This is a genomic window from Legionella sp., from assembly GCF_965140895.1.
Taxonomy (GTDB): Bacteria; Pseudomonadota; Gammaproteobacteria; order Legionellales; family Legionellaceae; genus Legionella.
Map to the genome: position 1 here is coordinate 19,505 of NZ_CBCSKT010000036.1, position 24,192 is coordinate 43,696.

Here is a 24,192-nt window from a genome sequence, read left to right on the forward strand (position 1 = left end):
GTGGATTAAGCATTTCGAACGGGGTCAATATGACAAACTTTATTTTTATTACTGGTGGTGTTGTTTCTTCTTTAGGGAAGGGTATCGCTGCTGCATCTTTAGCTGCCATTCTTGAGGCACGCGGTCTTAGTGTTACATTAATCAAACTTGATCCATACATTAACGTCGACCCTGGCACCATGAGTCCTTTTCAACATGGAGAGGTTTTCGTAACCAATGATGGTGCTGAAACTGATCTGGATTTAGGACACTATGAGCGTTTTGTCAATACCATCATGACAAAACGTAATAATTTCACTTCGGGAAAAATTTACGAAAACGTAATTAAAAAAGAACGACGCGGAGATTATTTAGGAGGTACGGTTCAGGTTATTCCTCACATCACTAATGAAATCAAACGATGCATTAAATTAGGTGCTGATGGTTTTGATGTGGCTATGGTTGAAATCGGTGGAACTGTAGGGGATATTGAATCCTTGCCTTTCCTAGAAGCAATTCGTCAGCTACGCATTGAATTGGGTTCACAAAGAGCAATTTTTATTCATTTAACTTTGGTTCCTTATATCGCTACTTCAGGTGAGACCAAAACCAAACCGACTCAGCATTCTGTAAAAGAATTACGTTCTATTGGTATTCAACCAGATATTTTAATTTGCCGGTCTGAAAAAGCCGTATCAATGGCTGATCGCGCTAAAATTGCATTGTTTACGAACGTGGATAAAGAAGGTGTAATTCCATTAGAAGATGCGCCTAGTATTTATCAAATTCCAATGATTTTACATGAACAAGGCTTGGATGAGATTGTTGTTAAAAAACTGGCTTTGAATGCTAAACCAGCAGATCTCAGTGAATGGCAACGTGTTGTTGACATGCAAAAGACGCGAACCATGACGGTAAAAGTAGCCATGGTTGGTAAGTATATTGAATTAAACGATGCCTACAAATCCATAAATGAAGCTTTATTGCATGCCGGAATTCATACGCAAACTAAAGTAGAAATTGTATATGTTGATGCAGAACTCATTGAAAAGCATGGTACTGAATTACTGGATACTGTAGATGCGATTCTGGTTCCTGGTGGCTTTGGTGAGCGTGGTGTTGAGGGTAAGATTAAAGCCATCCAATATGCTCGTGAGCGTAAAGTACCATTCTTAGGAATTTGTTTGGGAATGCAAACTGCGGTAATTGAGTTTGCGCGTCATGTTGTCGGTTTAACTGGGGCAAACTCTACTGAATTCGATAAGAACACGCCATATCCTGTGCTTGGGTTGATCAATGAGTGGATGGATGCTGATGGTTCTAAGCAATTACGTGATGAGCACACCGATTTAGGTGGTACCATGCGTTTAGGCGCTCAGTTATGCCAATTGGAAGAGGGCACTTTAGCACGCAACGTTTATGCAAAACCACAAATTATTGAGCGTCATCGTCACCGATATGAGGTGAATAATAAATTTGTGGAAAGCTTAGTTGAACATGGCATGATTATTTCAGGTCGGTCAGCAGATAACACCTTGGTGGAAATGGTTGAGTTAGCGGATCATCCTTGGTTTTTAGCCTGCCAATTTCATCCAGAATTTACGTCAACGCCAAGAGGCAGTCATCCGTTGTTTAAACAATTTGTACTTGCTGCGCGGACTAAACATCAAAACAAGGATAACGCATGAAATTATGTGGATTTGAAGTAGGCTTGGATAAACCTTTATTCTTAATCGCAGGCCCCTGTGTTATTGAAAGTGAAGGTTTAGCCTTGGAAACAGCGGGCTATTTAAAAGAGTTATGTAGCGAGCTTAATATTCCTTTTATTTACAAATCATCTTTTGATAAAGCAAATCGTTCGTCTTTATCCAGCTATCGTGGCCCTGGTTTTGAAAAGGGCTTGGCGATTTTGGAGAAAGTGAAGGCACAAATTGGGGTGCCAGTATTAACAGATGTCCATGAAGATACGCCTTTAGTGGAGGTATCTAGTGTCGTTGATGTGTTGCAGACCCCAGCATTTTTATGCCGACAAACGAATTTTATTCAAAAAGTAGCGGCAATGAATAAGCCTGTAAACATCAAAAAAGGGCAGTTTTTAGCTCCTTGGGAAATGCAACATGTCATTACTAAAGCTAAGGCTGGGGGTAATGAGCAAATTATGGCTTGTGAGCGAGGTGTGAGTTTCGGTTATAACAATTTAGTTTCCGATATGCGCTCTTTAGCAATTATGCGTGAAACGGGCTGCCCAGTAGTTTATGACGCGACTCATTCAGTTCAGCTTCCAGGTGGAAATAATGGGGTTTCAGGTGGGCAACGAGAGTTTGTTCCTGTTCTTGCCCGTGCTGCGGTAGCGGCAGGTATTTCGGGTATTTTTATGGAAACTCATCCTAATCCTGATCAGGCTTTAAGTGATGGTCCTAATAGCTGGCCTTTAGAGAAGATGAAACCATTGTTAGAGTCGTTAATGGCTATTGATGCTGTCTTTAAAAAGACTGGTGAAATTACTCTGTAGTGGAAAAACCTAGCCCGTATTAGACCAAGTCGTAATACGGGGTCGGAGCTTGATTGATGCTATGCTAATAGCTATGCGAGCTTTATAGTGTAACCTGGTTGCTGGCAACCAGGTTACACCAATGTTATTGGTTCATGGCAGGAGCATTTCCTGCTTCTTTATCGTGCTCTTTTCCAGTATCTTCATCTTGTGCGGATTTTATAGCTAAACCAGCAACCTTCTCTTTCAATGTTGATGCTGAACCATTAAAAAAAGTATAGTGGCCAGTTGCTACACGGTTCACACCAGCAGCCACGATATAACCAACAATTAATAAAGAAAGAGCCAACAATATATTTGAAATGATAAATCTGGAACTTTCATGTTTTTCTAATTCCGCTCTAGGCTTTAATAACTCATTGATACACGTATTTTTAAAATCAACAAGCGCTTTTTCTTCATTCACAGTGGGATTATTACAATATTGGGTAATAATATTCTGAAGGGCTAAAATTAACTGTTCAGCTTCAACTGCTGCATTTTTCGGTAAGCTTTTATTTAGCTCAACCAGATTATTAATATCGTTTAGAATCGGAGTAATTCTTGTCATACGTGCCTGGGCTATCATTCCTTGTTTTAGTAGCTGCTCATATTGTTGTTTCGCTTCGTATAGTTCAGCCCGCAGTTCTTGTTGTGCCTTTAAATTTTCGTCTGCTAGTTTTTGTTGCTCCACTAAATACGCTTGTTTTTGATGTGTTAGGGCTGTATCTGTAAGTGATTTATAGTTTGCAAACTCTTGTTCAAGTTGCTTTCTTTTTTCTTTTTCTTGTGCCAATAAATTTTGTTGCTCATCCATTGCAGCTTGTGAATGCAATTTAGGTGTTTGGCCTAAAAGGGTACGACATTGTTGAATTTGCTGCTCTAATTCTCTAACCTTTTCTTCACTAATCCCTGATACCGGATTAATTACAATTACGCTCAGCGCTAAATCAGTTTGAGTTACGGACAATGAGTCGTCCTGGGGCTGGAGAAATAAATCTAATTGCCGTTGTAAATCTAAAAGGAAATTGGAAATCCCCGAATCGTTATTAATATGCTCCGATTCAAAATACTGCTTGATTGCAACTATTTTTTGCACAAGCTCATTTCGTTCTTCCTGAAACGCCTCATACCGTGCTTTTAACATTAATTCTCGATGCGTATCCTTAAGCTCAGTATCAAGATTATTTTGTAAGATAAACAGTTCCTTAATACGCGCAATAGCCTCTTTATATTGGGTAGGTATTGCTTCTGTGGTTGTGATTTTATCGACTCGCTTAATAAGCTCTTTATAAGACTCAATTTCACCTTCCTGGAGTTTTTTAATCAGCTCTAATAACTCATTTTGTAAGGTTTGTAATTTCAGTTGCTCATTTTGATCTAAACTGCTGTTTTTAATGAACGCAGTATAAACACGTTTTAAATAAGCTTTAAAATCAAGGGCGATATAACTTACGTATTCTTGTTTTTGGGGACTAGCAGTTGTTGGTTTTTGCAAAAGATGTTGTACGAGTTCATTTTCTGATTTTTTGGCTGCTGCTTGCTTGAGTCCATCTAAGAAGCTTTTAATAGCTGGCCAATTATCATCAGTCAAGGTCACTTGCATCGCACCATATTTTTCCGGTGGGAAACAACCTTTTTCCAATACGAGTTTAGCTTGATATACCGGGTCACTAAAATATAAGGACGCAGCCGCGGTATATACGTCAGAGGCTCCCGTTAACGAGTGCCCTTGACCAAATTGGTCATTATGCTGTTGTTCCTCTTCACTGGATGTCTGATGTCCGGTGAATAATTCCCAAATAGACGCAGATGGTGCACTTTGTTCCAGTCCAACCATTAGCAAATTATCATAGTCATTTTTGTGAAAATAAACATGACCACTAAATCCATTGGTAGAAATTGTTTTATCATAGAAATTCTGTTTGCCTTCACCACCCATAGCGATATTAACCCCAAAATCGCGAGGCGTATTTAATAGCTGAGGTAATTGTCCGAGCAAGCCTATTATTATTCCTTTACCTTCAGTAATCGTTTCACCCTTGCGGAATACATTATGAGTCGCTGAGCGAGAAAATACTGAATTTATTGAGTCAGGCGCTGGAAAATAGCTTAGTAACTCTGTTCTATGAGTCTCAGAAAGCCCTTGATAATCGATAATAATACGGCTGGCATGCGATAAATAATCAGCGATTGTTAATTGATCATTCGGGGCTTGTAATTCTTTAGATGAAGAAAAGGCTGGGCGGGTTTTAAAATTGCCAGCAGCGACACAGGCACTTAATAATTGCATGATTTGCGTGCCCAGATCATTGGGATTATTGTGTAAAAAAGTATTTGCCCATTGACTAGCTACAGTTTGTTGGTCTTGTTCAATAGTGGATGCTACGATGTCTATTTTTTTATCAGTCATTTTTATGTATTTTTCTAAAGGCAAAATAGTTAGTAATAATAACAAATGGAGCTTAAGGAAATATTATGCAATGAACTTTTTATTTTCTTTTTGATCCATTTAGCTCTTAGTGAATGGTAAATATTTTTAACAATGTTTGTCAATTTAATGTAGATTGAAAAAATAGTGTAAATTAGGGGCTTGACCTATTTTATTTAATATTTGGTTAATATTTGGTGAGCTAAGCTAATGCATATAGCGTTACTAAATGGTAATCATTATGAAAGAGAAGGTTGATGGGGTTCATAACCGAGTAAATGCAATTATTGGGTATATTGAAAGGAATTTTCCAAGTCCAGATGAGGCGGTTAATACACATTTTATCTATATTAAATCTTTATTAAAACAAAGCTCAGCTGGAATCAATAGCGATGAAATTAACATTGCTAAGCTTTATGAAGCGATTCATTACATTGAAACTATAGAAATCCGAACTAAACCCTCTTTCTTTTTTCAACAAAAAGCAAAAGCCACGACTATGGCTGATAAGATGGTCCAGAAGGGGGAGTGTATTCTTCCAGTTCATGAGCGATCGCAAAAAGCGATTAGCGTAACCACTTCGGTCGGCTCTGTTCCTGTTAAGGCTGAAAAGCATTTTGGTGCAGTACATCATGCCTTGGTTGAATTGGTTTCTTCTCGTTATCAGTTTTTAAAGAATGAAGAGAAAAATGTAAAGGTTAAAAAGGCTCCTTTGAGTTGGAATTATAATTATCCACTTGATGAGGAGTTGGGTGAAGTGATGAATCAAAGCATTGGGGAATGGCAGGCACGTCAAACGCTAATGAAATCTGACCCTACCAACGCTTATAGCGATTTCAAACGAAATATATATGTTCGTGGGATTACTGCTACAACAGATAAAGAAGCAGATGACCTATTAGAATATTTAGTTCAAGGAAGCTCTTATTCATTAGAACAGCAAAAAGTTATAAAACAATGGTTGCAATCTAATGGCGGGCAGGACATGAACCGCTTTTTGGATTTATTATTGATGGGGGGCGAGTTTACTCCCAATCCTTCTTCCTTGGTAAATGTAGAAACTATAGAGCAGGGATGGAGTATTGAAAATGGTAAGATTGTGTTTTCCTATGAGTCTGTTATTTATTCGATGAATATGGATGGTGACGTAAGGGTGAGTAATGGTAAAGGCCGATTGGTAATCGAAGAAAACCTCGAAAACATCAAAGATAAATCAGGCAATTATTCGGTTCCTCCGTTAATGAGAGTTAAAAGTAAAATTGAATTAAATATCAGTGAGGGTGTAGTTACCCCGTCAATTACTGCATTAAATGTTCAAAGTTATAATTCTGTATTATTAAATCCTGAATCAAAAATATTGAACGATAAAGAACTTTCAATGTACAATAAGTGATTCACTTCTTAAAAATACGATCAAAATATGGATGACTTACCTGTCGAAATGATAGAGCATGTATTTCAGTTTTTAGATGCAAAATCCTTATCTACAGTGAACTATCTCTCTCATTTTTTTAAAAAGGTTGCTGAAGAGCAATTGCAGTGGCTTAAACTGTGTTTTACCAAACCTCTATGTCAACCTCTACTGCGTGCGGCCATGCTTGAAGAGGAACTGTTAAATAGAGAACTTGACGCAAAATCTTTATATACAAGTATCCAAGAAGGAAATATAGGCCAAATAAAGGACTTACTATTTTCCAAACAGCCGGTTAGGGAGTTTTCACTCTATGCTCCTTTCTATGAAAGGGCGATCCCTCTATTTTTCCCTCGTGCTGTATTTCCTGAGAGAACACTATACCTGACTGAAGAGGCTGCAAAGATCAATACACCTAATGCAGTCAAGGTAAAACATTGGCTTAGGGTAAAAGTGTCTGTTGATGAGAATAGCTTTGTGGCCTTGTATCATTGTCAACAACTGCAATCTGCGGAATCAGTTAAATCTATGCCAATTATTGCTCAAGGCTATCAAAAATATAGCGTATCTTCTTCGGCAGAGGAGTCTAGGCTTGCAGTAAACTCTCAGGGAATATCGTAGTTTAATTACTCACCACAAATGAAATACTCCAATCGGTTCTTGGTTTCTTGGAACCAAGTTCAACGTAATCAGATTGAATTGCATAATAATAGAAGCTAAAGAGTAAATTCACCAAATGAAACCCACAAATTACTGAGCTATCCACAGGGGAAATTAAATTTAAAATCAATAGGTTTGAGGAGGCGCGCGTAGCCTAAATCAGGTTTGAAGTATGGGCTAAAGTTAAGCTTTAACCCAAGAGCATAATATATTTAAGCTAAATCACTCATTGTAGAAACCGCATGATAACCTGCATCAACATGTACTATCTCACCAGTAATACCTGAAGCCAAGCTGGAACATAAAAATGCAGCAGTATTACCTACTTCTTCAATAGTCACGTTTCTATGCAGTGGAGTGATATTTGCATAAGCAGTTTGAATCTTACGAAAATCTTTAATTCCCGCTGCCGCTAAAGTTTTGATTGGTCCTGCAGAGATGGCATTAACACGTAAACCGCGTTGACCCAAACTTGCTGCTAAATAACGTACAGAAGCCTCTAAGCTCGCTTTAGCAATCCCCATTACATTGTAATTAGGTACGGCTTTCTCAGCACCATAATAGCTAAGAGTAATGATAGAACCTTCAGTTCCTTCCATCATCGGTAGCGCTGCTTGCGCTAAACCAACTAAGCTATATGCGCTGATATCATGAGCAATTTTAAAACCCTCACGAGTACAAGAAGTCACAAAGTCGCCACTTATTTGGTCTGCCGGTGCATAAGCAACAGAATGAACCATGCTATCTAATTTATCCCAATGCTGTCCTAAGTTAGCAAACAGAGTTTTAATTTCTTCATCATGAGCAACATCACAGGGGAATACAAGCTTTGAATTAAACTCAGCGGCCATTGACTCAACACGCTCTTTTAAGCGGTCGTTTTGGTAGGTGAATGCTAATTCAGCGCCTTGCTCATGAAAGGCTTTGGCAATTCCATAAGCAATAGATCGGTTGCTCGCTAGACCAATGATCAGTGCCTTTTTACCAGCTAAAAAACCCACAGTTATTCTCCTATTACTATTTGGTATTAGTATGTGAAGCTAATAATTCACGCATTTTAGCTTGAATCATTTCGATAGCAATTCTATTTTCTCCGCCACGAGGCACAATAATGTCAGCATAACGGCTTGATGGTTCAATAAACTGCAAATACATAGGACGTACGGTTGTTTCATATTGGTGAACTACGGACTCAAATGTTCTATGGCGTTCTACAACATCTCTCTTTAAACGTCGTGTCAGGCAGACATCAAGAGGAGTAGACATAAAAATTCGAATGTCCATAATGTCACGTAATTCTTTATCACTAAAGAGCAAAATACCTTCCAGTATAATAATAGCATGTTTGCCGATAGTTCTGGTTTCTGGCAATCGAAGGTGTTTTGAATGAGAGTAAATGGGAATCTCAACAGGCTTGCCTTCTCGGAGTTGACGTAAATGCTCACATAATAGTGCATGATCAAACGAATCTGGATGATCATAATTTATTTTTTCTCGATCAGCGAAAGGCAAATGCCCATTATCTTTGTAGTACGCATCTTCAGAGATAACTACTACATGATCGGAGCCTAGCTCGTTAACAATAGTATTTGCAAAAAGACTTTTACCAGACGCGGAAGGGCCTGAAATCCCAATAATAATGACTTCTTTGTTCATGATGATTTCGCTCAAATTTTGGTGCAAATGGTAATAGTTTTTTGTATCAAATTCAATCTTTAATTGTGGAACTGGGCAACGTAGCTTGTATTAGCGTAGCGTAATACGGGGATTTTTGCCCATTTTTCCCCGTATTATGCTTGAGCCTAAGGCGGGCTACATGGTTTGGACGTCACTATTAAATGCTCCCAATACCTCTTCTAAAGGTTGTCCAACTGCCGCTGAAGGGGCTTTGATCATCAGCAAAGAAGATAAGGTCGTTGCGATGTCCGTTGTATAAACTTTACGGAAAATACGTTGTGCTTTGAAACTTGGGTGCACAAATAATAACGGAACATAACTGTCATAATTCCATGGGCTACCATGGGAGACACGATAAATGCCTTTGGCTCCATTCGATTGGTTTGGAGGCTGCACAATGTACACATCACCGGATCGATCAGGAAAATACATTTTATTCACTTTTGCGCTTAGCCAATCTTTTTCAATTTGGGTAACGGGAAGGGAATAAGCTTTAAATATCCTGGGTTTCAATGTTAATTGTTGGGCAAGGTAATTACTTACTTTACGAGGACTTAAGTGATGTTTTTTTATTACGTGATGGTTCAGATAAATATAAGGTGGCATTACTGACATGAGGGCTTTTCTAGGAAGCTTGTAGTGTTTTTTTAAAGTCTTATGAATGAATTGTTCCATCTCCATAATTTTGATAGGCTGAATTTCAATAATATTATGTGCCTTAAGATAAGCCGGACCATCATTAACGCCATGATCCGCAGTAAGTACAATTAAGGTATTGTTTAATCCAACCTGCTTATCAATTACTCCAAGTAGATGCGCTAATGTTTTATCTAATTCCAATAAATTATCTTCAGCCTCGAGGCTATTGGGGCCAAACTGATGCCCAATCGCATCAACTCCAGAAAAACTAATGGCTAAATAATCGGTTTGGTTCGCACTTAGTCCTAGTTTCTCTTCAGTTAATAATTGTTCTGCAAAACTTGCTGTCAGCTGATCCGCTCTTGGGGTTTTAGACAGGGCTTTGAAATAGTCTTGATTTTCCTCATGCCGCACATGATGCGGAAAACTCTGTCCAAAAGGCTGGTCTGCTTGTGGGAAGATAGGGGAGTTTGCATTTTGATACTCTGTTTTTGATTTGCTTAAATTCCACTCAAAATTGGGAGAATGGTAATGCTGGTTCCAAGTTTTTACCCAAATTGGGTATTCCTTAGCATAATAGTTACTGGTTACAAAGCCTCCATTGGTCGTATCAAACCAAAAAGCCTTACCTGCATGTCCGGCAAGTGTTATTGCCGAGCGATCTTTAAATGAAACGCCAAAAGCCCGTCCTTTTTTCGCTAAAATTACTTCATCACTTAAGGTAGAGGCGTATAAATTTCTTGGTGAACGTCCGGGGATGTTGGATTTAGTATGTTGTGTGGGTAATACTTGTGTTTTTAAATCTTCCATGCAATAGATTGTTTGCTTGGATTTTCTGTTGTACCAGTCATTATTGATAATGCCATGCATGGCAGGGTAAGTACCAGTTGAAATAGTGGCATGCCCTGCACAAGTAGTGGTATTCGCATGAGGATGATGTGCATTACTGTAATTGATAGAATGGCTTAATAAGAAAGTAAATCCTGAGCTACCGAATTGTTGTTGATGCTTGTGAATTAAGTCGCCACGTAATTGATCAACTACTATTTGTACAACTAATTTAGGCTGATTGGTCTCAGCATGGGTATTAAAGCAACTCAAGGTTAATAGAGCAGAGCAGATATATTTTTTCATAAGGCTACACCTCCATTGGGGGAATGCGTAACTTAACTTAATGTACTAGGATAATGCAACCATCAGAGGAATAAGAGGAGATCAAAATAGGTTAGGTTTGATATAAAAAATAACATTATTTTTTATATCGGACTCACATTAATTAGTTTAGAATTCCTTTACAATGGAATTTTATCTATACCTCTAAGGTATAAGTCTTAGTGAACACGCTTGCTTTCTACGGTGTATACTAATAGTGCTTTATAGGTGGCTATCTTTAGAAGTTTATGGAGGAATGAAATGGCTTTTACATTAGTTAAATATGATTTACTTAGAAATAATATAATTAGTAGTATTAAGTCCCTAGCAAAGCATTACAAATACTTTGACATAACAGACCTCATTAATGCGTACTTGGTGGACCAAACGGTAGATCCCGCAATATGGAAAAATAAATACAGTCATATTTCCGAAATAAGACGTTCTCAATCGGCGTTTTTATTAACGATGATTCGTTGCCTGGATGATCAGATTACAGATAAACCCGAAGCTTTAGATCATTGTGAATATTTACTTAATGCTGCAGTATGTTACGTCCGCGATATTATTAATCTGTCTTATGATGCTAAAGCGTCTTGGAATAATTATTGGGCATCCTTTATAACATCAGTCGACAACAGTAAGTTTTATAATCTTTTGGGTTCGGCGTTGCTTTTTAATCGTGGTAATCAGCCGACGAATAATGAAGCATCAACAATGTACTCTAGTTTAAAACAATTTATTCTGTATCAGACTTATGCCGATCCTCATAATCCCGAACAAGGGTATTTAGTTGTTGATAGCCAACAAGCGCCACAAGTCTCGAAAACAACGACCTCTTCTATAGTATTTTCCAGTGCACGAATAGAAGGATTTATTGTTGAAGATTTTATTGGCGAATTAATTGCTCGTATTGCGACACTAGAACAGAAAGTCATGGATTCTGTAAAGAAAGAATGCAAGAGTAATGTGGAGGTAAGCAAAATAGGGCTGTTTCGTACTGAAGTGGCTACTGAGGAAAATGGGCAGAATACACTTGATGAAGTGGATCCCAATGCTCCTGAAAGAGCACATAACTTATTTATTTATTGTATGCAGTAGGTGGGATACTACGTCATCCTGAGCCTTTACTGTGTTGGGGATGACGTATGTACGAATTATTGCTCGATAGGATAACCAAACATAGCCCATTCCATGATACCGCCATCTACGGAATAAACTTCTTGATATCCTAAATCCATTAAAGACTGAGCGGCATATAAAGAACGCACACCGCCTTTGCAGTGAAGATAAATAGGATTATTTTTATCCGCCATGTGGGCTTCAATATTAGCGCCAATGCTGTCTTTAGGGATATGAATAGCATTTGGTATCCGTACTGATTGCCATTCCTCTTGCTCACGAACATCAATTAGGCATAATTGAGGATTCTGTTCCATTTTGTTTTTCAATTCATGCACATCAATTGTTTTAATATTGGGGTTTGTCATAACGTACTTCTCTTATTTGTGGTCTTGTTAGTGTTGAGTGATGTAATAACCAGTAAATGGTCGCAGTTAATACACCTCCAATTAAAGTTGCAAATGCCCAGGTTGATGCAGATACAAGGACTGTTTTTTGTCCTAGACGACTCAAGCCGCCTGCATCACGAGCAACAGCTCCCGAAAAAACTAAATGCAAAATACCATTGATTATCATGATCAGATAAAAAAAAGTTTGAATTTGGTTAGTAAACTGTTTTGCCAGTTCAGAGATCACTTATTGTCTTCCTTCTCTATGAAAATCAAGTACTAATATGATAACAGAAAATGATACAGATCTTTTATTTCTTTGCTAACCTCGGTAACATGCGGTGAATAAAAATAATAAGAGAGATAACATGAACGCTTCTGAAGTCCCTGTTCCTCATTTAACCACAGCCAATCCTGGTCCTTTGTATCACGTTGAAAAAGTTGTTTTAAATCAAGTCGCTGCAATCGAGTCCTGGTTTAGAAAACAATGGAAACAAACGCCTCCATCCTTAACTTCATCAGTTGATTTACGTCAAGCAGGTTTCAAGTTAGCGCCCGTGGATACGAACTTATTTCCGGCCGGTTTTAATAATTTAAATCCCGAATTTCTTCCTTTATGCATTCAGGCGGCTCAGTCTGTTTTAGCCGATTACGTACCTTATTGCACTCGGATTTTATTGCTTCCAGAAAGCCATACAAGAAATAAATTTTACATGCAAAGCTTACATGTATTGCGCACGATTTTTAGTAAAGCAGGTTTTGTTGTACGTATTGGCAGTTTAGATCCAGAGCTTAAAGAACCAACAGAAATTACTCTTGAAAGTGGTGACACGTTATTAATTGAACCAATACAACGACAGGGCGATCGCATTGGCTTATCTGATTTCAATCCTTGCTTTATCATGTTGAATAATGATTTATCCCAAGGAATTCCTGAAATTTTACAAGGCTTGCAGCAAAAAATCAGACCAACAGAAAAATTAGGATGGTCCTCACGATTAAAGTCCAGTCATTTTAGTTTTTTTGATGAAGTAGCGGCTGAGTTTTCTGAGTTAGTGGGTATGGATTCATGGCTTATTAATCCTTACTTCAGTGCGATTGATGGGGTTGATTTTATGGCTCAGGAAGGTATTGAGCAGCTTGCTACAGAAGTGGATAAGCTTCTTAAATCAATACAAGATAAATATGCTACCTATGGAATCAAAGAAAAACCATTCGTAGTGATTAAAGCGGATAATGGTACTTATGGCATGAGCGTGATGATGGTGCATAATGCCGACCAAGTGCGTCAGTTAAATAGAAAGCAACGTACCAAAATGTCAGCCAGTAAAGGCAGCCAAAAAGTAGAGCGTGTGATCATCCAAGAAGGGGTCTACACCTTTGAAACCATGCCTAATGGTGCTGTTGCTGAACCTGTTGTGTATATGATCGGACAATTTGTCGTTGGTGGTTTTTATCGAGTGCATCAGGAACGAGGTATTGATGAAAATCTGAATGCTCCAGGAATGCATTTTGAACCATTAGCATTTGCACAAGCCTGCAACATACCTTCGGATGAATTAGAAGTAGTTGATTGTCCTAATCGCTTTTATGTTTACGGCGTGATTGCTCGCTTAGCTGCTCTTGCAGCGGCACGAGAAATTGATGCAATTGGGGGATAATAAATGAGATTAGCCATATTGATAGATCCCTTAGAGTATTTAAAACCGTACAAAGATACCACTATTGCTATGATTAAAAGAGCACAGGAGCTAGGTTGGTCATGTGCTTATTTTACCCAACAGGATCTATTTTGCCGTGAAGGACGTGCTTATGCTCATGTTTATCAGCTCATTATTGGCGATGAGCATAGCCGTGATTGGGCTCAAACCAATGATTTAGGTGAAAAACCTTTAGCTGATTTTGATATTATTTTGATGCGTAAGGATCCTCCTTTTAATACGGAATATATTTACACAACCTACTTACTAGAGTTGGCTGAGCGTGAAGGGGTTTTGGTCGCTAATAAACCTCAAAGTTTACGTGATGCTAATGAGAAATTCTTTACCTTAAATTTTCCGCAATGTTGCCCAACAACCTTGGTTTCACGTGATATAAAAAAGCTACGGTCCTTTTGGGAAACTCACCAACAAGTTATTTTTAAACCTGCGGAAGGAATGGGGGGGAGTTCTGTTTTTCATGTGGATGAGCATGGACGTAATTTATCCGTTATTTTAGAAGTACTTACTGAGAACCAAACACGAACTATTATTGCGCAACGTTATATTCCGGAGATTAAGACAGCAGGGGATAAGCGTATTTTAGTAATTAATGGTGAACCAGTACCCTATGCTTTAGCTCGTATTCCTGCTCAAGGCGAATTACGTGGAAATTTAGCTGCTGGTGCGCGTGGTGAAGTAGTTCCAATTAATGAGCGCGATCGTTGGATTTGTCAGCAAATTGGCCCTACATTGAAAGCCAAAGGCTTGTATTTTGTTGGTATCGATGTGATTGGTGATTATTTAACTGAAATTAACGTAACTAGCCCTACATGCTTAAGGGAAATTACTGCGGAAACAGGATTGGATATTGCTGGTGATTTCTTGCAAGGTCTTAAAAGTATTTGTTTAGGTTAGAGTAGTCTGGGCTGTTAAGCCCAGCAAACAAGCGTCCAAATGCTGGGCTTAACCGCCCAGACTATGCCTACTTATTCATCTACGTAATCATTACCCGCATTTGCTGTAGCTGCCAGAGCAGTTTTATCAGCTTCGACATCATCAACATAAAGTTCGCCATTATCCTGCTTAGCACCCGAAATGAGGTAGTTACGGTGTTGCAGATAAGCATCACGCATGAATGCATATTTATCCAAAGCTTCATCCATAATGCGATCGGTCGCCAGCAACTGAGAACGTAAATCAACGTAACGTAGTGCCAGTAAGCTGTAAACTACAGCATCCTCATTAATGTAAACATATGGGCTGTACAGAGCAAATTGGAATAGCCATCCTGCACCATCACGAATGGTACTTGGGCCTAAGAAGGGGAGAACCAGATAAGGTGAGTTTTTATCGCCCCATTTCGCCAAGGTAAGGCCTAAATCATTAGAGTGTGGCTGTAGACTAAATTCTTTAGCTACATCTAAAATACCACCCACCCCTAGGGTTGAGTTAATGAGGAAACGCCAGGTATCTCTAATAGCCCATTTGCCTTCGGCTTGTAACAGGTCGTTACCTACAGTAGGAATTAGATCCAAGTTACTGTAAAAATTATTTACACCTTTGCGAACAAAGGCAGGAAGGACCGCTCGATATACTTTTGCTGATGGCTTTAAAACCACTTTATCAAGCGCCGAATTGAACTTATAAACTTTGCGGTTAAATGGTTCATAAGGATCCGCGGGGTTTGTTCCTTTACTTACACAGCCCGCTAATGCAAGGCTTCCTGCCAAACTGATACTTATTAATTTTAATCGCATGATTTTTATAACTTATTAAACCAACCTAGGAATGATGTTACACGAGTTTATCGTTCTTGCAAACGAGTAGATTTAAAATTGCATTAAAAAGGTAACCGGGCCATCATTGCACAAATGAACTTGCATGTCGGCACCAAAACAACCACTTTGAGTTCCTGGATGGAGCTGTGTCGCACGAGTCAATAAATGATCAAATAATTGGCGGCCAAGCTCGGGTGGAGCAGCGGATGAAAAGCTTGGACGTAAACCTTTTTGAGTATCTGCCATTAAGGTGAATTGAGGTACTAATAATAAACTGCCATTAACCTCTTTCAAGCTTAAATTCATTTTGCCCTGTGCATCATTAAATATGCGATAGCTAATGCATTTTTGCAGCATTTTTTCGATGGTTTGCTCGTTATCGTTAGGTTCAAAACCACAGAGAACCATCAGTCCCTGATTTATTTTCCCCGCGGTTTCATTATCAATATCAACACGAGCTTCACTGACTCGTTGAATTACAATTAGCATGCATCAGGCTCTTGTTTAGAAATTTCTTTACTGGCATAAATGAGGGCATCAATAATTCCTGATTCTCGATCCGAATGGCCTGCATCACGTACAACTCTCAAATTAGAGGCAGGGATCGCCTGATGTAATTCATAAGCGGCTGCAAGTGGTGATACGAGGTCAAATCGACCATGCACGATGTAGGTTGGAATATGTCTTATCTTATGGACATTCTCGAGCACCTGGTTTTCTTCAATAAAGTAGTTATTCGTAATGTAATGCGTTTCAAGTGTTGCCAGGGCCAAAGCAAAGTGCGGGTCGCTGTATTGATCAATGACATACAAATGAGGTTGTAAGCTACTGCAACGCGCTTCCCAAAGTGCCCAGTTTTTTGCAGCACTCATGCGGATTAAATCATTAGTACCTTGCAAGCATTGAGCATAATATTGCGGAATTGCATCGCGCATGTGCTGTGGAATACAACTAATGAATTCTTGCCAATAATCAGGATAAACCAGACTGGCCCCTTCTCGGTAGAACCAGTTATCATCTTGTCGACGACCTAAAAAGATTTGGTGTAACAACAATGCTTTAACTTGTTGAGGAAATTTCTGTGCATAAAGTAGAGCAAGCAGAGAGCCCCAGCCGCCACCAGATAACACAAATTCGGATAAGCCTAAAAAATCTCTAATGGCATCGATATCGTCTAATAAAAAAGGAGTCGTATTGTCTCTGATTTCTAAATGGGGAGTAGAACGACCACAACCGCGTTGATCAAATAAAATAATGCGGAAGTGTTGTGGATCAAAAAAACGACGCAGATACCCTTCAGCGGAACAGCCCCCTGGTCCTTGATGCAAAACAATAACTGGGATTCCTTCGGGATTTCCTGTTTCTTCAACATACAGTGTATGTAAATCGCTGACTTTCAACTCATGTTGTTTATACGGTTTAATGGCAGGGTAAAGAGAATGCATCTTAATCCTTTAAAGAATCAATGGGTTTAATGCCCTTTATTCTGCTCTGGGAACAGGCAGAAAGCAAGGGGCTCATAGAAAACAGGATCTTATGCTTCAAACACCACTGATTTGTTTGGGTACTCGCTCTAAAATACGCTCCGAATTTCCGCAGCTTCCTAGATGCTGCGAGATCGTCAGTCACGGGAAAGACAATATTTTTATAGTTTTTATATACTAAATTAATGATAATATGCGCACAGTTTTTAGTTGGAATAAATGTATGAGTATCGCTGCACTTCTCAATGGCCTTAATGAGCGACAACGCGAAGCGGTTTCGGCACCGCTTGGTAATACTTTGGTTTTGGCTGGGGCAGGTAGTGGTAAGACGAAAGTTTTAGTTAGCCGTATCGCCTGGTTGATTGAGAAAGAACAGCTTTCACCCCATGGTATTCTTGCGGTAACCTTCACTAATAAAGCAGCTGGAGAAATGCGGGCGCGTCTTAATAACATGCTAACAACCCCAGTATTGGGTTTATGGGTTGGTACGTTCCATGGTTTATGCCACCGCTTATTACGTCGCCACTATAAAGAAGCGAATTTACCGGAGCAATTCCATATTCTGGATTCAGAAGATCAAGCGCGAGTAATTAAACGGGTTATCGCAGCATTGAATTTAGATTCGGAGCAATGGCCGGTGAAACAAGCACAATCTTTTATTAATGGTCGCAAAGATGAAGGCCTTCGACCTCAGCATGTGCACACCCTAAGTTATGGTCCTGGTAGAACCTTATTGGCGATTTATACTGCTTATGAACAAGCTTGCCAGACTGCTGGGGTTATTGATTTTGCCGAATTATTACTCCGCACCCATGAGTTACTGCGTGATAATCCAGATATTTTGGCACATTACCGCCAGCGTTTTCAGGCCATTTTGGTTGATGAGTTTCAGGATACCAATACAATACAATATGCCTGGATACGTCTTTTAGCTGGAGAAGATACGGCGGTACTTGCGGTGGGTGATGATGATCAGTCCATTTATGGTTGGCGTGGTGCAAAGGTTGAAAATATTCAGCAATTTGCTCGTGATTTTAAAGGGACACAAGTTATTCGCCTAGAACAAAACTACCGTTCTACCTCGACTATTCTTGACGCAGCCAATGCCTTAATTACTCATAACAATTCGCGTATGGGGAAAGACTTATGGACGGCCGGGGGGGCTGGTGAAAAGATTTTAGTATTCAGTGCGTTTAACGAGTTGGAAGAGGCCCGTTTCATTAGCGAGCGCATCATGATGGAAATTAATCAAGGCGCTAGTGCCGATGAAATCGCTATTTTATATCGTTCCAACGCCCAGTCGCGGGTAATTGAAGAAGCACTTTTACGTGCGGGTATTGCTTATCGTATCTATGGTGGTTTGCGCTTCTTTGATCGAGCAGAAGTTAAAGATACCTTAGCTTATTTACGTATGCTGGTTAATCCTGGGGATGATACGGCATTTGAACGGGTGGTGAATTTCCCAACGCGCGGTATTGGCGAAAAAACTTTGGATGATGTACGCCTTCATGCGAAAGCAAAAGAATCTTCTTTATGGCATGCGGCTAAAGACTTGCTTCAATCTGGAGCCTTACCTCAACGCGCAGGCTCCTCATTAGCTAAATTTATTGATCTCATCGAAGAGTTACAACGGAATACCGCGGATATAGCGTTGGATGAACAATTATCCTCAGTCATTCAGATGAGTGGCTTATATGCGCACTTTAGCAAGATCAAAGGAGATAAATCAGAATCGCGTCTTGATAACTTGCAAGAATTGATCAATGCCGCGAAGCAATTCCGTTATGAGCAAGACGAAGACGAAGAGCTACCTTTAGTCAATGCTTTTTTGGCACATGCTTCTTTAGAGGCAGGTGAAATGCAAGCAGATGATCATGAGCGTTCCGTCCATTTAATGACCTTGCATGCGGCTAAAGGTTTGGAATTTCCTACCGTGTTTTTAGTCGGTTTGGAGGAGGGGGTATTTCCAGGAAAACAATCCATGGAAGAGCCTGGACGTTTAGAAGAAGAACGCCGCTTATGTTATGTCGGTATGACTCGGGCAATGAAGAAACTAATTTTGTCTTACGCCGAGGTTCGACGACAGTACGGACGTGAAGAATATCACCGTCCTTCCCGATTTTTACGTGAATTGCCGCAAGAGTTGTTGGATGAGGTGCGGGTTAAAGCACGTTTCCAATCACCTGCTTCTACAAATTTTGCTCCACGAACTAAAGAGCCGATGATTGCGAAAGTCCAGGCTCAAGATGCGGGCCTACCTTTGGGGCAAAGTGTATCCCATGCAAAATTTGGTCAGGGTGTTGTTCTGGCAGTTGAAGGGAGTGGGGCGCATACTCGCGTGCAGGTTAAATTTAGAGAGCATGGGGTGAAATGGTTGGTGTTAGCATATGCAAATTTGATCATCGAAGCCTAGCTGCGTCAAGTTTAAAATACCCTAACTATTGAATTTTTCCCTAGTGAATGCTAGGGTGCCGATTGGAAGTATATTACTATTAAATAAGGGGAATTGTGTGAAATTTACAAATCTGTTAACAGTTGGAGCACTGACTGCATCTTTAGTATCACCCGCAGTTATGGCAGATGATAATACTGCTCCTACTATGTCTGATGCACAAAAAAAGGAAGTTGAAAAAGTTGTGCATGATTATTTAGTAGCTAACCCAGAAGTTTTATTGGAAGCCTCACAAGCGCTGCAACAAAAACAACAACAAAATATGCAGCAACAAGCTCAATCAGCAATTAAAGAAAATACTGATCAATTATTCATGGGTAAAACGACAATTGTTGGTAACCCAAAAGGTAATGTAACTATTGTTGAATTTTTTGACTACCAATGCATTCATTGCAAAAAAATGGCGCCAGTTATTAGCAGCCTACTTAAGAAAGACAGTGACTTAAGAGTAATTTACAAAGAGTTCCCAATTTTTGGTAAGAGCTCAGAATTAGCTTCAAAAGCAGCTTTAGCAGCTGGTATGCAAGGTAAATACCAACAAATGCACCATGCTTTAATCAGCATTGATAAGCGCTTAAATGATAAAATGGTTATGGATGCAGCCAAGTCAATTGGTTTAGATATGAAGAAATTCAAAACTGATATGGATGGCAAAGAAGTTGCTCAAGTATTAGAAGCAAACCGCGCATTAGCTGAAAAATTACACTTGATGGGAACTCCTGCCTTTATCGTTGCCTCTACTCCAGACGGCCAATTTAAAGCAGGTACTGAGCCTTCATTCATTCCTGGTGCTGCGAGCGAAGAATCATTACAAGAGTTAATTAAGAAAGCAGCTGGCAACTAAGCCTAAATATATAATTCCTTTTGAACTGTAAATAATTCAGTCAGGCATGTTATCCCGAACGAGGTGGGGCCTCCTGGGGCTGGTATAGTACCTGCTTCAGGGGCCTTCATCGTAAACTCTTCAGGATGACGAGCCACTATCACGGCCAGTTCATATTTCGTATATTCTGCGTTAAAATAATCACCATCGCTTTTTTTTGAGATTTTCATGACAAAACCAACTACATTTCAGGATATTATTCTCACCCTGCAACAATATTGGGCGGCTCAAGGATGCGTTATATTGCAACCCTTTGATATGGAGGTAGGTGCGGGTACTTTTCATCCGGCAACGTTTTTACGCGCTATAGGGCCAGAGCCTTGGTATGCTGCCTACGTTCAACCTTCAAGACGACCTACAGATGGCCGTTACGGCGATAACCCCAACAGGGTACAGCATTACTACCAATTTCAGGTTGTGCTAAAGCCATCTCCTTTAGATATCCAAGAAAAATATTTGGATTCCTTGCGCGCATTGGGCGTGGATCCTTTAGGTGATGACATCCGTTTTGTTGAAGACAACTGGGAGTCACCTACTTTAGGAGCCTGGGGCTTAGGTTGGGAAGTCTGGCAAAATGGTATGGAAGTATCTCAATTTACTTATTTCCAACAAGCGGGTGGTTTACCCTGTAAGCCTGTGACCGGCGAATTGACTTATGGTCTTGAGCGACTGGCGATGTATATTCTTGGTGTAGATAATTTATTTGATTTACCATGGAGCAATACGGCAAATGGTATGGTGACCTATGGAAATGTGTTCCATCAAAACGAAGTAGAAATGTCTGCATATAATTTTGAACATGCCAATGTAGACGAGTTATTTAAGCAATTCGATTATTATGAAGGTGAGGCGCAAAAGTTGATTGCCTTGCAATTACCACTTCCTGCATATGAAATGGTGATTAAAGCGTCTCACTCATTTAATCTTCTTGATGCGCGTAAAGCGATTTCTGTTACTGAAAGACAGCGTTATATCTTACGTGTACGACAATTATCAAGAGCAGTGGCGCAAGCTTATTATGAAGCACGCGAAGCATTGGGCTTTCCTATGGCAAAAGGTGTGTAATGGTCAACGATTTTATATTTGAATTAGGTTGTGAAGAGCTACCTTCTGGTTCCGTTTGGCCTTTGGCAGACGAGTTTGCAAATCAATTATTAGCAGCTTTAGATAAAGCTCAATTAAGTTATGGGCAAGTAAAACGTTTTGCTACTCCGAGACGTATTGCTCTGATTATCCAGGAGTTACAAGCGGAACAACAAAGCCAACTGGTAGTTAGACGTGGTCCAGCAGTGGCTGCTGCTTATGACAAAGAAGGGAAACCTGCTCCAGCATTACTTGGTTTTGCTAAATCCTGTGGTGTTGAGTTAGAGCAACTTTCTCGGATCGCTACGGATAAAGGCGATTGGATTATCTATGAAAGTATGAGCGATGGGAAAAAGACAAGCGAATTATTACCAGGCTTAGTAAGCCAGGCATTGGCTGCATTGCCGATTGCAAAATCCATGCGTTGGGGCGATGGTGATGATGAGTTTGCTCGCCCTGTGCATTGGGCTGTCATGCTTTATGGCGATGAGGTAATTGAGCATCAATTACTGGGTATTAAGACGGGTCGGCATAGTAGAGGACATCGTTTCCATCATCCAGAACCGATAGAAATAGCGTCAGCACAAAGCTATGAAGCACAAATGAAAGAAGGATTGGTTCTTGCGGATTTCGCATTTAGAAAACAAGTGATCAAAGAGCAAATTGAAAAATTGGCCGCTAGCCGACAAGCTAATGTAGTAATGCCGGATGATTTATTGGATGAGGTCACATCCATTGTTGAATGGCCACAGGCTTTAATGGCAAATTTTGAAGAAGAGTTTCTTGAGGTTCCTGCTGAATCGTTAATCGCTTCTATGCAATCGCATCAGAAGTGTTTTGCTTTAAAAGATCAGCAAGGAAAATTATTACCTCATTTCATCACTGTTTCTAACATTGCGAGCAAAAACCCACAGCAAGTTATTTTAGGTAATGAAAAAGTAATGCGTGCCCGTTTAAGTGACGCGGCGTTTTTCTTTAGACAAGATAAAAAACAACCACTAAGTAGTCATATCGCAGCGACTGAGCAGGTTGTGTTTCAGGCTAAGCTGGGTAGTCTGCAGGATAAGGCTTTGCGTGTTAAATTAATGATGAGTTACTTAAGTCCGGCATTGAATTTGTCTTTAGAGCAGGCTGAGCGTGCTGCGGAGTTGAGTAAGTGTGATTTATTAACGGGAATGGTAGGCGAGTTTCCTGAATTACAAGGCTTAATGGGGTACTATTATGCTGTTCATGATGGTGAAAACCCAGCGGTAGCACAAGCGCTAAATGAGCAATATATGCCTCGTTTTGCCGCGGATGCTTTACCTGAGTCTACTTTAGGTATGGCTTTATCTTTAGCGGATCGTATTGATACCTTAGTAGGAATTTTTGCTATTGGGCAAAAACCTTCTGGAGCTAAAGATCCATTTAAATTAAGACGCCATGCTTTAGCGGTTGTGCGTTTATTAATTGCAATTCCTGCGCCTTTAAGTTTGAACACCATACTTGAGCAAGCGGTAGTGCATTATGGGAATGCGATAAGTATTGAGCCGAATTTAATTCTTGAGTTAAAAACATTTATTCTCGAGCGGTTACAATCTTATTATCAAGCTCAGGGCTTAGGTGTTGACTTAGTTCATGCAGTATGTGCTCGTCAAGATCATTGGTTATATGATTTGGACAAGCGTTTACATGCATTGCAAATCTTTATTAGCCTTCCTGAAGCCGCTTCACTTTCAGCGGCATGTAAGCGTGTAAATAACTTATTGAATCATGCTGGAGAAAATACGCTGGCAGCGATTAATGAATCTTTACTCGAAGAGGGGGCAGAACAGTCTTTATTTAGTCATATTAATCAAGTTAAACAAGCTGTTGAGCCTTTGTATGTGTCTGCCGAGTATGGTGCGTTGTTGAAGTTACTGGCAAGCCTCAAAGAACCTGTAGATGCATTTTTTGATAAAGTGATGGTTATGGTCGACGATGAGGCAATCAAGGCGAATCGTTTGGCCCTGTTAGCGAGTTTACAAAAGTTACTGCAGGGTGTTGCTGACATTTCTTTATTACAGCTCGCATGATTACTGTTTCTGCTGTAGGTTATGCTGATAACTGCTTGCATGACCAAGCTTTAGTATTGGCAGAACAGTTACACTTTGATTTAGACAAGGATGCAAATCCTTGCCTTTTTCTTAGTGAAGAAGGCCTTGCCTTAAAAATGCATCGTTTTTCTTTGCTTTCTCCCGACTTTCAGGCGGCTCATTGGATGAAACGCCGACAAGAGGGGAAAAAGCAGGGGTTAGTACGCGCATGCAAGCCAACACAGGGTTTAAAAATTATCGATGCTACTGCCGGTTGGGGGCGTGATGCGGCTGTTTTAGCAAGTTTTGGTGCTGAAGTACTGATGTTAGAGCGGCATCCTGTTATGGCTGCTTTGCTGGCAGATGCTTTATCTCGCCAAGGGGAACAAGATAAGCAGCAATTACCATTACCATTACCATTATCATTACATGCATGCGATACGATGTCTTTTTTAAAGCAACTACCCACAACAGAATATCCCGATGTTATTTACATTGATCCAATGCATCCCGAACGCAACAAATCTGCTTTAGTCAAAAAAGACATGCAAGCCTTACAGCAAATGATAGGCGCGGATGAGGATGCGCTGGAGTTAATTGAAACAGCGATTACTCGTGTAAAGCAAAGGGTCGTAGTGAAATGGCCGCAAAAAGTAAAACCATTGCTACCCGCTAATGCTAGTATAGAAGGTAAAACTATACGCTTTGATATCTATGTGCCTTAAAAAATTAAAATAACAGAGCCTGGTTACTTGCATTATTTGCAAC

Annotated in this window: 22 protein-coding genes; 12 read left to right on the forward strand and 10 right to left on the reverse strand. The window is 39.8% G+C overall.

Annotation, left to right across the window (positions count from 1 at the left end):
• Positions 1 to 29 precede the first annotated feature (29 nt).
• The gene (locus tag ACQY7T_RS04470) at positions 30 to 1,667 is read left to right on the forward strand and encodes a CTP synthase (protein ID WP_428411507.1); all 1,638 of its coding nucleotides are present in this window, start codon (positions 30 to 32) and stop codon (positions 1,665 to 1,667) included.
• Positions 1,664 to 2,491: a 3-deoxy-8-phosphooctulonate synthase gene (gene kdsA / locus ACQY7T_RS04475; protein ID WP_428411508.1), complete on the forward strand. Its 828-nt coding sequence runs from the start codon at positions 1,664 to 1,666 to the stop codon at positions 2,489 to 2,491. Before ACQY7T_RS04470 ends, kdsA begins: the two co-directional genes overlap by 4 nt.
• A 124-nt stretch (positions 2,492 to 2,615) precedes the next feature.
• On the opposite strand, the gene ACQY7T_RS04480 is transcribed toward kdsA, so the two are convergent.
• On the reverse strand, positions 2,616 to 4,922 hold the full coding sequence (locus tag ACQY7T_RS04480) for a hypothetical protein (RefSeq protein WP_428411509.1): 2,307 nt from the start codon (positions 4,920 to 4,922) through the stop codon (positions 2,616 to 2,618).
• Between the two features lie 259 nt (positions 4,923 to 5,181).
• Between ACQY7T_RS04480 and ACQY7T_RS04485 the strand changes: the two genes are divergently transcribed.
• On the forward strand, positions 5,182 to 6,333 hold the full coding sequence (locus ACQY7T_RS04485; RefSeq protein WP_428411510.1) for a hypothetical protein: 1,152 nt from the start codon (positions 5,182 to 5,184) through the stop codon (positions 6,331 to 6,333).
• A 27-nt stretch (positions 6,334 to 6,360) separates the two neighbouring features.
• Positions 6,361 to 6,972: an F-box-like domain-containing protein gene (locus ACQY7T_RS04490; protein ID WP_428411511.1), complete on the forward strand. Its 612-nt coding sequence runs from the start codon at positions 6,361 to 6,363 to the stop codon at positions 6,970 to 6,972.
• A gap of 251 nt (positions 6,973 to 7,223) precedes the next feature.
• On the opposite strand, the gene ACQY7T_RS04495 is transcribed toward ACQY7T_RS04490, so the two are convergent.
• The 3 genes from ACQY7T_RS04495 to ACQY7T_RS04505 all read right to left on the reverse strand — a co-directional run bounded on the left by ACQY7T_RS04495 (position 7,224) and on the right by ACQY7T_RS04505 (position 10,461).
• The gene (locus ACQY7T_RS04495) at positions 7,224 to 8,012 is read right to left on the reverse strand and encodes an enoyl-ACP reductase FabI (RefSeq protein WP_428411512.1); all 789 of its coding nucleotides are present in this window, start codon (positions 8,010 to 8,012) and stop codon (positions 7,224 to 7,226) included.
• A 16-nt stretch (positions 8,013 to 8,028) separates the two neighbouring features.
• Complete coding sequence (udk, locus tag ACQY7T_RS04500; protein ID WP_058534773.1) at positions 8,029 to 8,667, reverse strand: uridine kinase; 639 nt, start codon at positions 8,665 to 8,667, stop codon at positions 8,029 to 8,031.
• A 156-nt stretch (positions 8,668 to 8,823) separates the two neighbouring features.
• Complete coding sequence (locus ACQY7T_RS04505; RefSeq protein ID WP_428411513.1) at positions 8,824 to 10,461, reverse strand: alkaline phosphatase family protein; 1,638 nt, start codon at positions 10,459 to 10,461, stop codon at positions 8,824 to 8,826.
• 279 nt (positions 10,462 to 10,740) lie between these two features.
• Here ACQY7T_RS04505 and ACQY7T_RS04510 point away from each other — a divergent pair, with 279 nt between their 5' ends.
• A complete protein-coding gene (locus ACQY7T_RS04510; RefSeq protein WP_428411514.1) occupies positions 10,741 to 11,580 on the forward strand; it encodes a hypothetical protein in 840 nt (279 codons plus the stop codon).
• A gap of 56 nt (positions 11,581 to 11,636) precedes the next feature.
• On the opposite strand, the gene ACQY7T_RS04515 is transcribed toward ACQY7T_RS04510, so the two are convergent.
• Both ACQY7T_RS04515 and ACQY7T_RS04520 read right to left on the reverse strand, forming a co-directional pair.
• Positions 11,637 to 11,969, reverse strand: coding sequence for a rhodanese-like domain-containing protein (locus tag ACQY7T_RS04515; RefSeq protein ID WP_428411515.1), 333 nt, complete (start codon positions 11,967 to 11,969; stop codon positions 11,637 to 11,639).
• Positions 11,950 to 12,237, reverse strand: coding sequence for a hypothetical protein (locus tag ACQY7T_RS04520; RefSeq protein WP_428411516.1), 288 nt, complete (start codon positions 12,235 to 12,237; stop codon positions 11,950 to 11,952). The genes ACQY7T_RS04515 and ACQY7T_RS04520 overlap by 20 nt, the downstream gene beginning before the upstream one ends.
• 121 nt (positions 12,238 to 12,358) lie before the next feature.
• Here ACQY7T_RS04520 and gshA point away from each other — a divergent pair, with 121 nt between their 5' ends.
• Positions 12,359 to 13,651: a glutamate--cysteine ligase gene (gshA, locus tag ACQY7T_RS04525; protein ID WP_428411517.1), complete on the forward strand. Its 1,293-nt coding sequence runs from the start codon at positions 12,359 to 12,361 to the stop codon at positions 13,649 to 13,651.
• A 3-nt stretch (positions 13,652 to 13,654) separates the two neighbouring features.
• Positions 13,655 to 14,605, forward strand: a complete 951-nt coding sequence (gene gshB / locus ACQY7T_RS04530) for a glutathione synthase (RefSeq protein WP_428411518.1) — start codon at positions 13,655 to 13,657, stop codon at positions 14,603 to 14,605.
• 71 nt (positions 14,606 to 14,676) lie between these two features.
• On the opposite strand, the gene ACQY7T_RS04535 is transcribed toward gshB, so the two are convergent.
• The 3 genes from ACQY7T_RS04535 to pip form a co-directional block, all read right to left on the reverse strand.
• Positions 14,677 to 15,447 carry an MlaA family lipoprotein gene (locus ACQY7T_RS04535; protein WP_428411519.1) on the reverse strand — a complete coding sequence of 257 codons (771 nt, stop codon included), beginning with the start codon at positions 15,445 to 15,447 and terminating at the stop codon, positions 14,677 to 14,679.
• A 72-nt stretch (positions 15,448 to 15,519) separates the two neighbouring features.
• Positions 15,520 to 15,957, reverse strand: coding sequence for a D-aminoacyl-tRNA deacylase (dtd, locus tag ACQY7T_RS04540; protein ID WP_428411520.1), 438 nt, complete (start codon positions 15,955 to 15,957; stop codon positions 15,520 to 15,522).
• Positions 15,951 to 16,913: a prolyl aminopeptidase gene (pip, locus tag ACQY7T_RS04545; protein WP_428411521.1), complete on the reverse strand. Its 963-nt coding sequence runs from the start codon at positions 16,911 to 16,913 to the stop codon at positions 15,951 to 15,953. The genes dtd and pip overlap by 7 nt, the downstream gene beginning before the upstream one ends.
• A 262-nt stretch (positions 16,914 to 17,175) precedes the next feature.
• On the opposite strand from pip, the gene uvrD reads away from it, so the two are divergent.
• Positions 17,176 to 19,365, forward strand: coding sequence for a DNA helicase II (gene uvrD / locus ACQY7T_RS04550; protein WP_428411522.1), 2,190 nt, complete (start codon positions 17,176 to 17,178; stop codon positions 19,363 to 19,365).
• A 97-nt stretch (positions 19,366 to 19,462) separates the two neighbouring features.
• Positions 19,463 to 20,248, forward strand: a complete 786-nt coding sequence (locus ACQY7T_RS04555; RefSeq protein WP_428411523.1) for a DsbA family protein — start codon at positions 19,463 to 19,465, stop codon at positions 20,246 to 20,248.
• A gap of 2 nt (positions 20,249 to 20,250) precedes the next feature.
• Here ACQY7T_RS04555 and ACQY7T_RS04560 read toward each other — a convergent pair whose 3' ends face one another.
• Positions 20,251 to 20,457 (reverse strand): hypothetical protein, encoded by a 207-nt coding sequence (locus ACQY7T_RS04560; protein ID WP_428411524.1) that lies wholly within the window; start codon positions 20,455 to 20,457, stop codon positions 20,251 to 20,253.
• Here ACQY7T_RS04560 and glyQ point away from each other — a divergent pair.
• Genes glyQ through ACQY7T_RS04575 form a run of 3 tightly spaced genes read left to right on the forward strand, consistent with a single transcriptional unit; the run spans position 20,456 to position 24,149 of the window.
• Positions 20,456 to 21,352 carry a glycine--tRNA ligase subunit alpha gene (gene glyQ, locus ACQY7T_RS04565; protein WP_428411525.1) on the forward strand — a complete coding sequence of 299 codons (897 nt, stop codon included), beginning with the start codon at positions 20,456 to 20,458 and terminating at the stop codon, positions 21,350 to 21,352. The genes ACQY7T_RS04560 and glyQ overlap by 2 nt on opposite strands.
• The gene (gene glyS / locus ACQY7T_RS04570; protein ID WP_428411526.1) at positions 21,352 to 23,424 is read left to right on the forward strand and encodes a glycine--tRNA ligase subunit beta; all 2,073 of its coding nucleotides are present in this window, start codon (positions 21,352 to 21,354) and stop codon (positions 23,422 to 23,424) included. Before glyQ ends, glyS begins: the two co-directional genes overlap by 1 nt.
• Positions 23,421 to 24,149: a class I SAM-dependent methyltransferase gene (locus ACQY7T_RS04575; RefSeq protein ID WP_428411527.1), complete on the forward strand. Its 729-nt coding sequence runs from the start codon at positions 23,421 to 23,423 to the stop codon at positions 24,147 to 24,149. The genes glyS and ACQY7T_RS04575 overlap by 4 nt, the downstream gene beginning before the upstream one ends.
• The last annotated feature ends 43 nt before the right edge of the window (positions 24,150 to 24,192 follow it).

What these genes read in the sequence shown, in the direction of transcription:
- gshA (WP_428411517.1), top strand. Translation starts at nt 12,359, where the DNA reads ATGAACGCTTCTGAAGTCCCTGTTCCTCATTTAACCACAGCCAATCCT.
- ACQY7T_RS04485 (WP_428411510.1), top strand. Translation starts at nt 5,182, where the DNA reads ATGAAAGAGAAGGTTGATGGGGTTCATAACCGAGTAAATGCAATTATT.
- ACQY7T_RS04510 (WP_428411514.1), top strand. Translation starts at nt 10,741, where the DNA reads ATGGCTTTTACATTAGTTAAATATGATTTACTTAGAAATAATATAATT.
- glyQ (WP_428411525.1), top strand. Translation starts at nt 20,456, where the DNA reads ATGACAAAACCAACTACATTTCAGGATATTATTCTCACCCTGCAACAA.
- ACQY7T_RS04480 (WP_428411509.1), bottom strand. Translation starts at nt 4,922, where the DNA reads ATGACTGATAAAAAAATAGACATCGTAGCATCCACTATTGAACAAGAC.
- pip (WP_428411521.1), bottom strand. Translation starts at nt 16,913, where the DNA reads ATGCATTCTCTTTACCCTGCCATTAAACCGTATAAACAACATGAGTTG.
- gshB (WP_428411518.1), top strand. Translation starts at nt 13,655, where the DNA reads ATGAGATTAGCCATATTGATAGATCCCTTAGAGTATTTAAAACCGTAC.
- ACQY7T_RS04515 (WP_428411515.1), bottom strand. Translation starts at nt 11,969, where the DNA reads ATGACAAACCCCAATATTAAAACAATTGATGTGCATGAATTGAAAAAC.
- ACQY7T_RS04505 (WP_428411513.1), bottom strand. Translation starts at nt 10,461, where the DNA reads ATGAAAAAATATATCTGCTCTGCTCTATTAACCTTGAGTTGCTTTAAT.
- ACQY7T_RS04560 (WP_428411524.1), bottom strand. Translation starts at nt 20,457, where the DNA reads ATGAAAATCTCAAAAAAAAGCGATGGTGATTATTTTAACGCAGAATAT.
- dtd (WP_428411520.1), bottom strand. Translation starts at nt 15,957, where the DNA reads ATGCTAATTGTAATTCAACGAGTCAGTGAAGCTCGTGTTGATATTGAT.
- ACQY7T_RS04490 (WP_428411511.1), top strand. Translation starts at nt 6,361, where the DNA reads ATGGATGACTTACCTGTCGAAATGATAGAGCATGTATTTCAGTTTTTA.
- ACQY7T_RS04575 (WP_428411527.1), top strand. Translation starts at nt 23,421, where the DNA reads ATGATTACTGTTTCTGCTGTAGGTTATGCTGATAACTGCTTGCATGAC.
- ACQY7T_RS04535 (WP_428411519.1), bottom strand. Translation starts at nt 15,447, where the DNA reads ATGCGATTAAAATTAATAAGTATCAGTTTGGCAGGAAGCCTTGCATTA.
- ACQY7T_RS04470 (WP_428411507.1), top strand. Translation starts at nt 30, where the DNA reads ATGACAAACTTTATTTTTATTACTGGTGGTGTTGTTTCTTCTTTAGGG.
- kdsA (WP_428411508.1), top strand. Translation starts at nt 1,664, where the DNA reads ATGAAATTATGTGGATTTGAAGTAGGCTTGGATAAACCTTTATTCTTA.
- glyS (WP_428411526.1), top strand. Translation starts at nt 21,352, where the DNA reads ATGGTCAACGATTTTATATTTGAATTAGGTTGTGAAGAGCTACCTTCT.
- uvrD (WP_428411522.1), top strand. Translation starts at nt 17,176, where the DNA reads ATGAGTATCGCTGCACTTCTCAATGGCCTTAATGAGCGACAACGCGAA.
- udk (WP_058534773.1), bottom strand. Translation starts at nt 8,667, where the DNA reads ATGAACAAAGAAGTCATTATTATTGGGATTTCAGGCCCTTCCGCGTCT.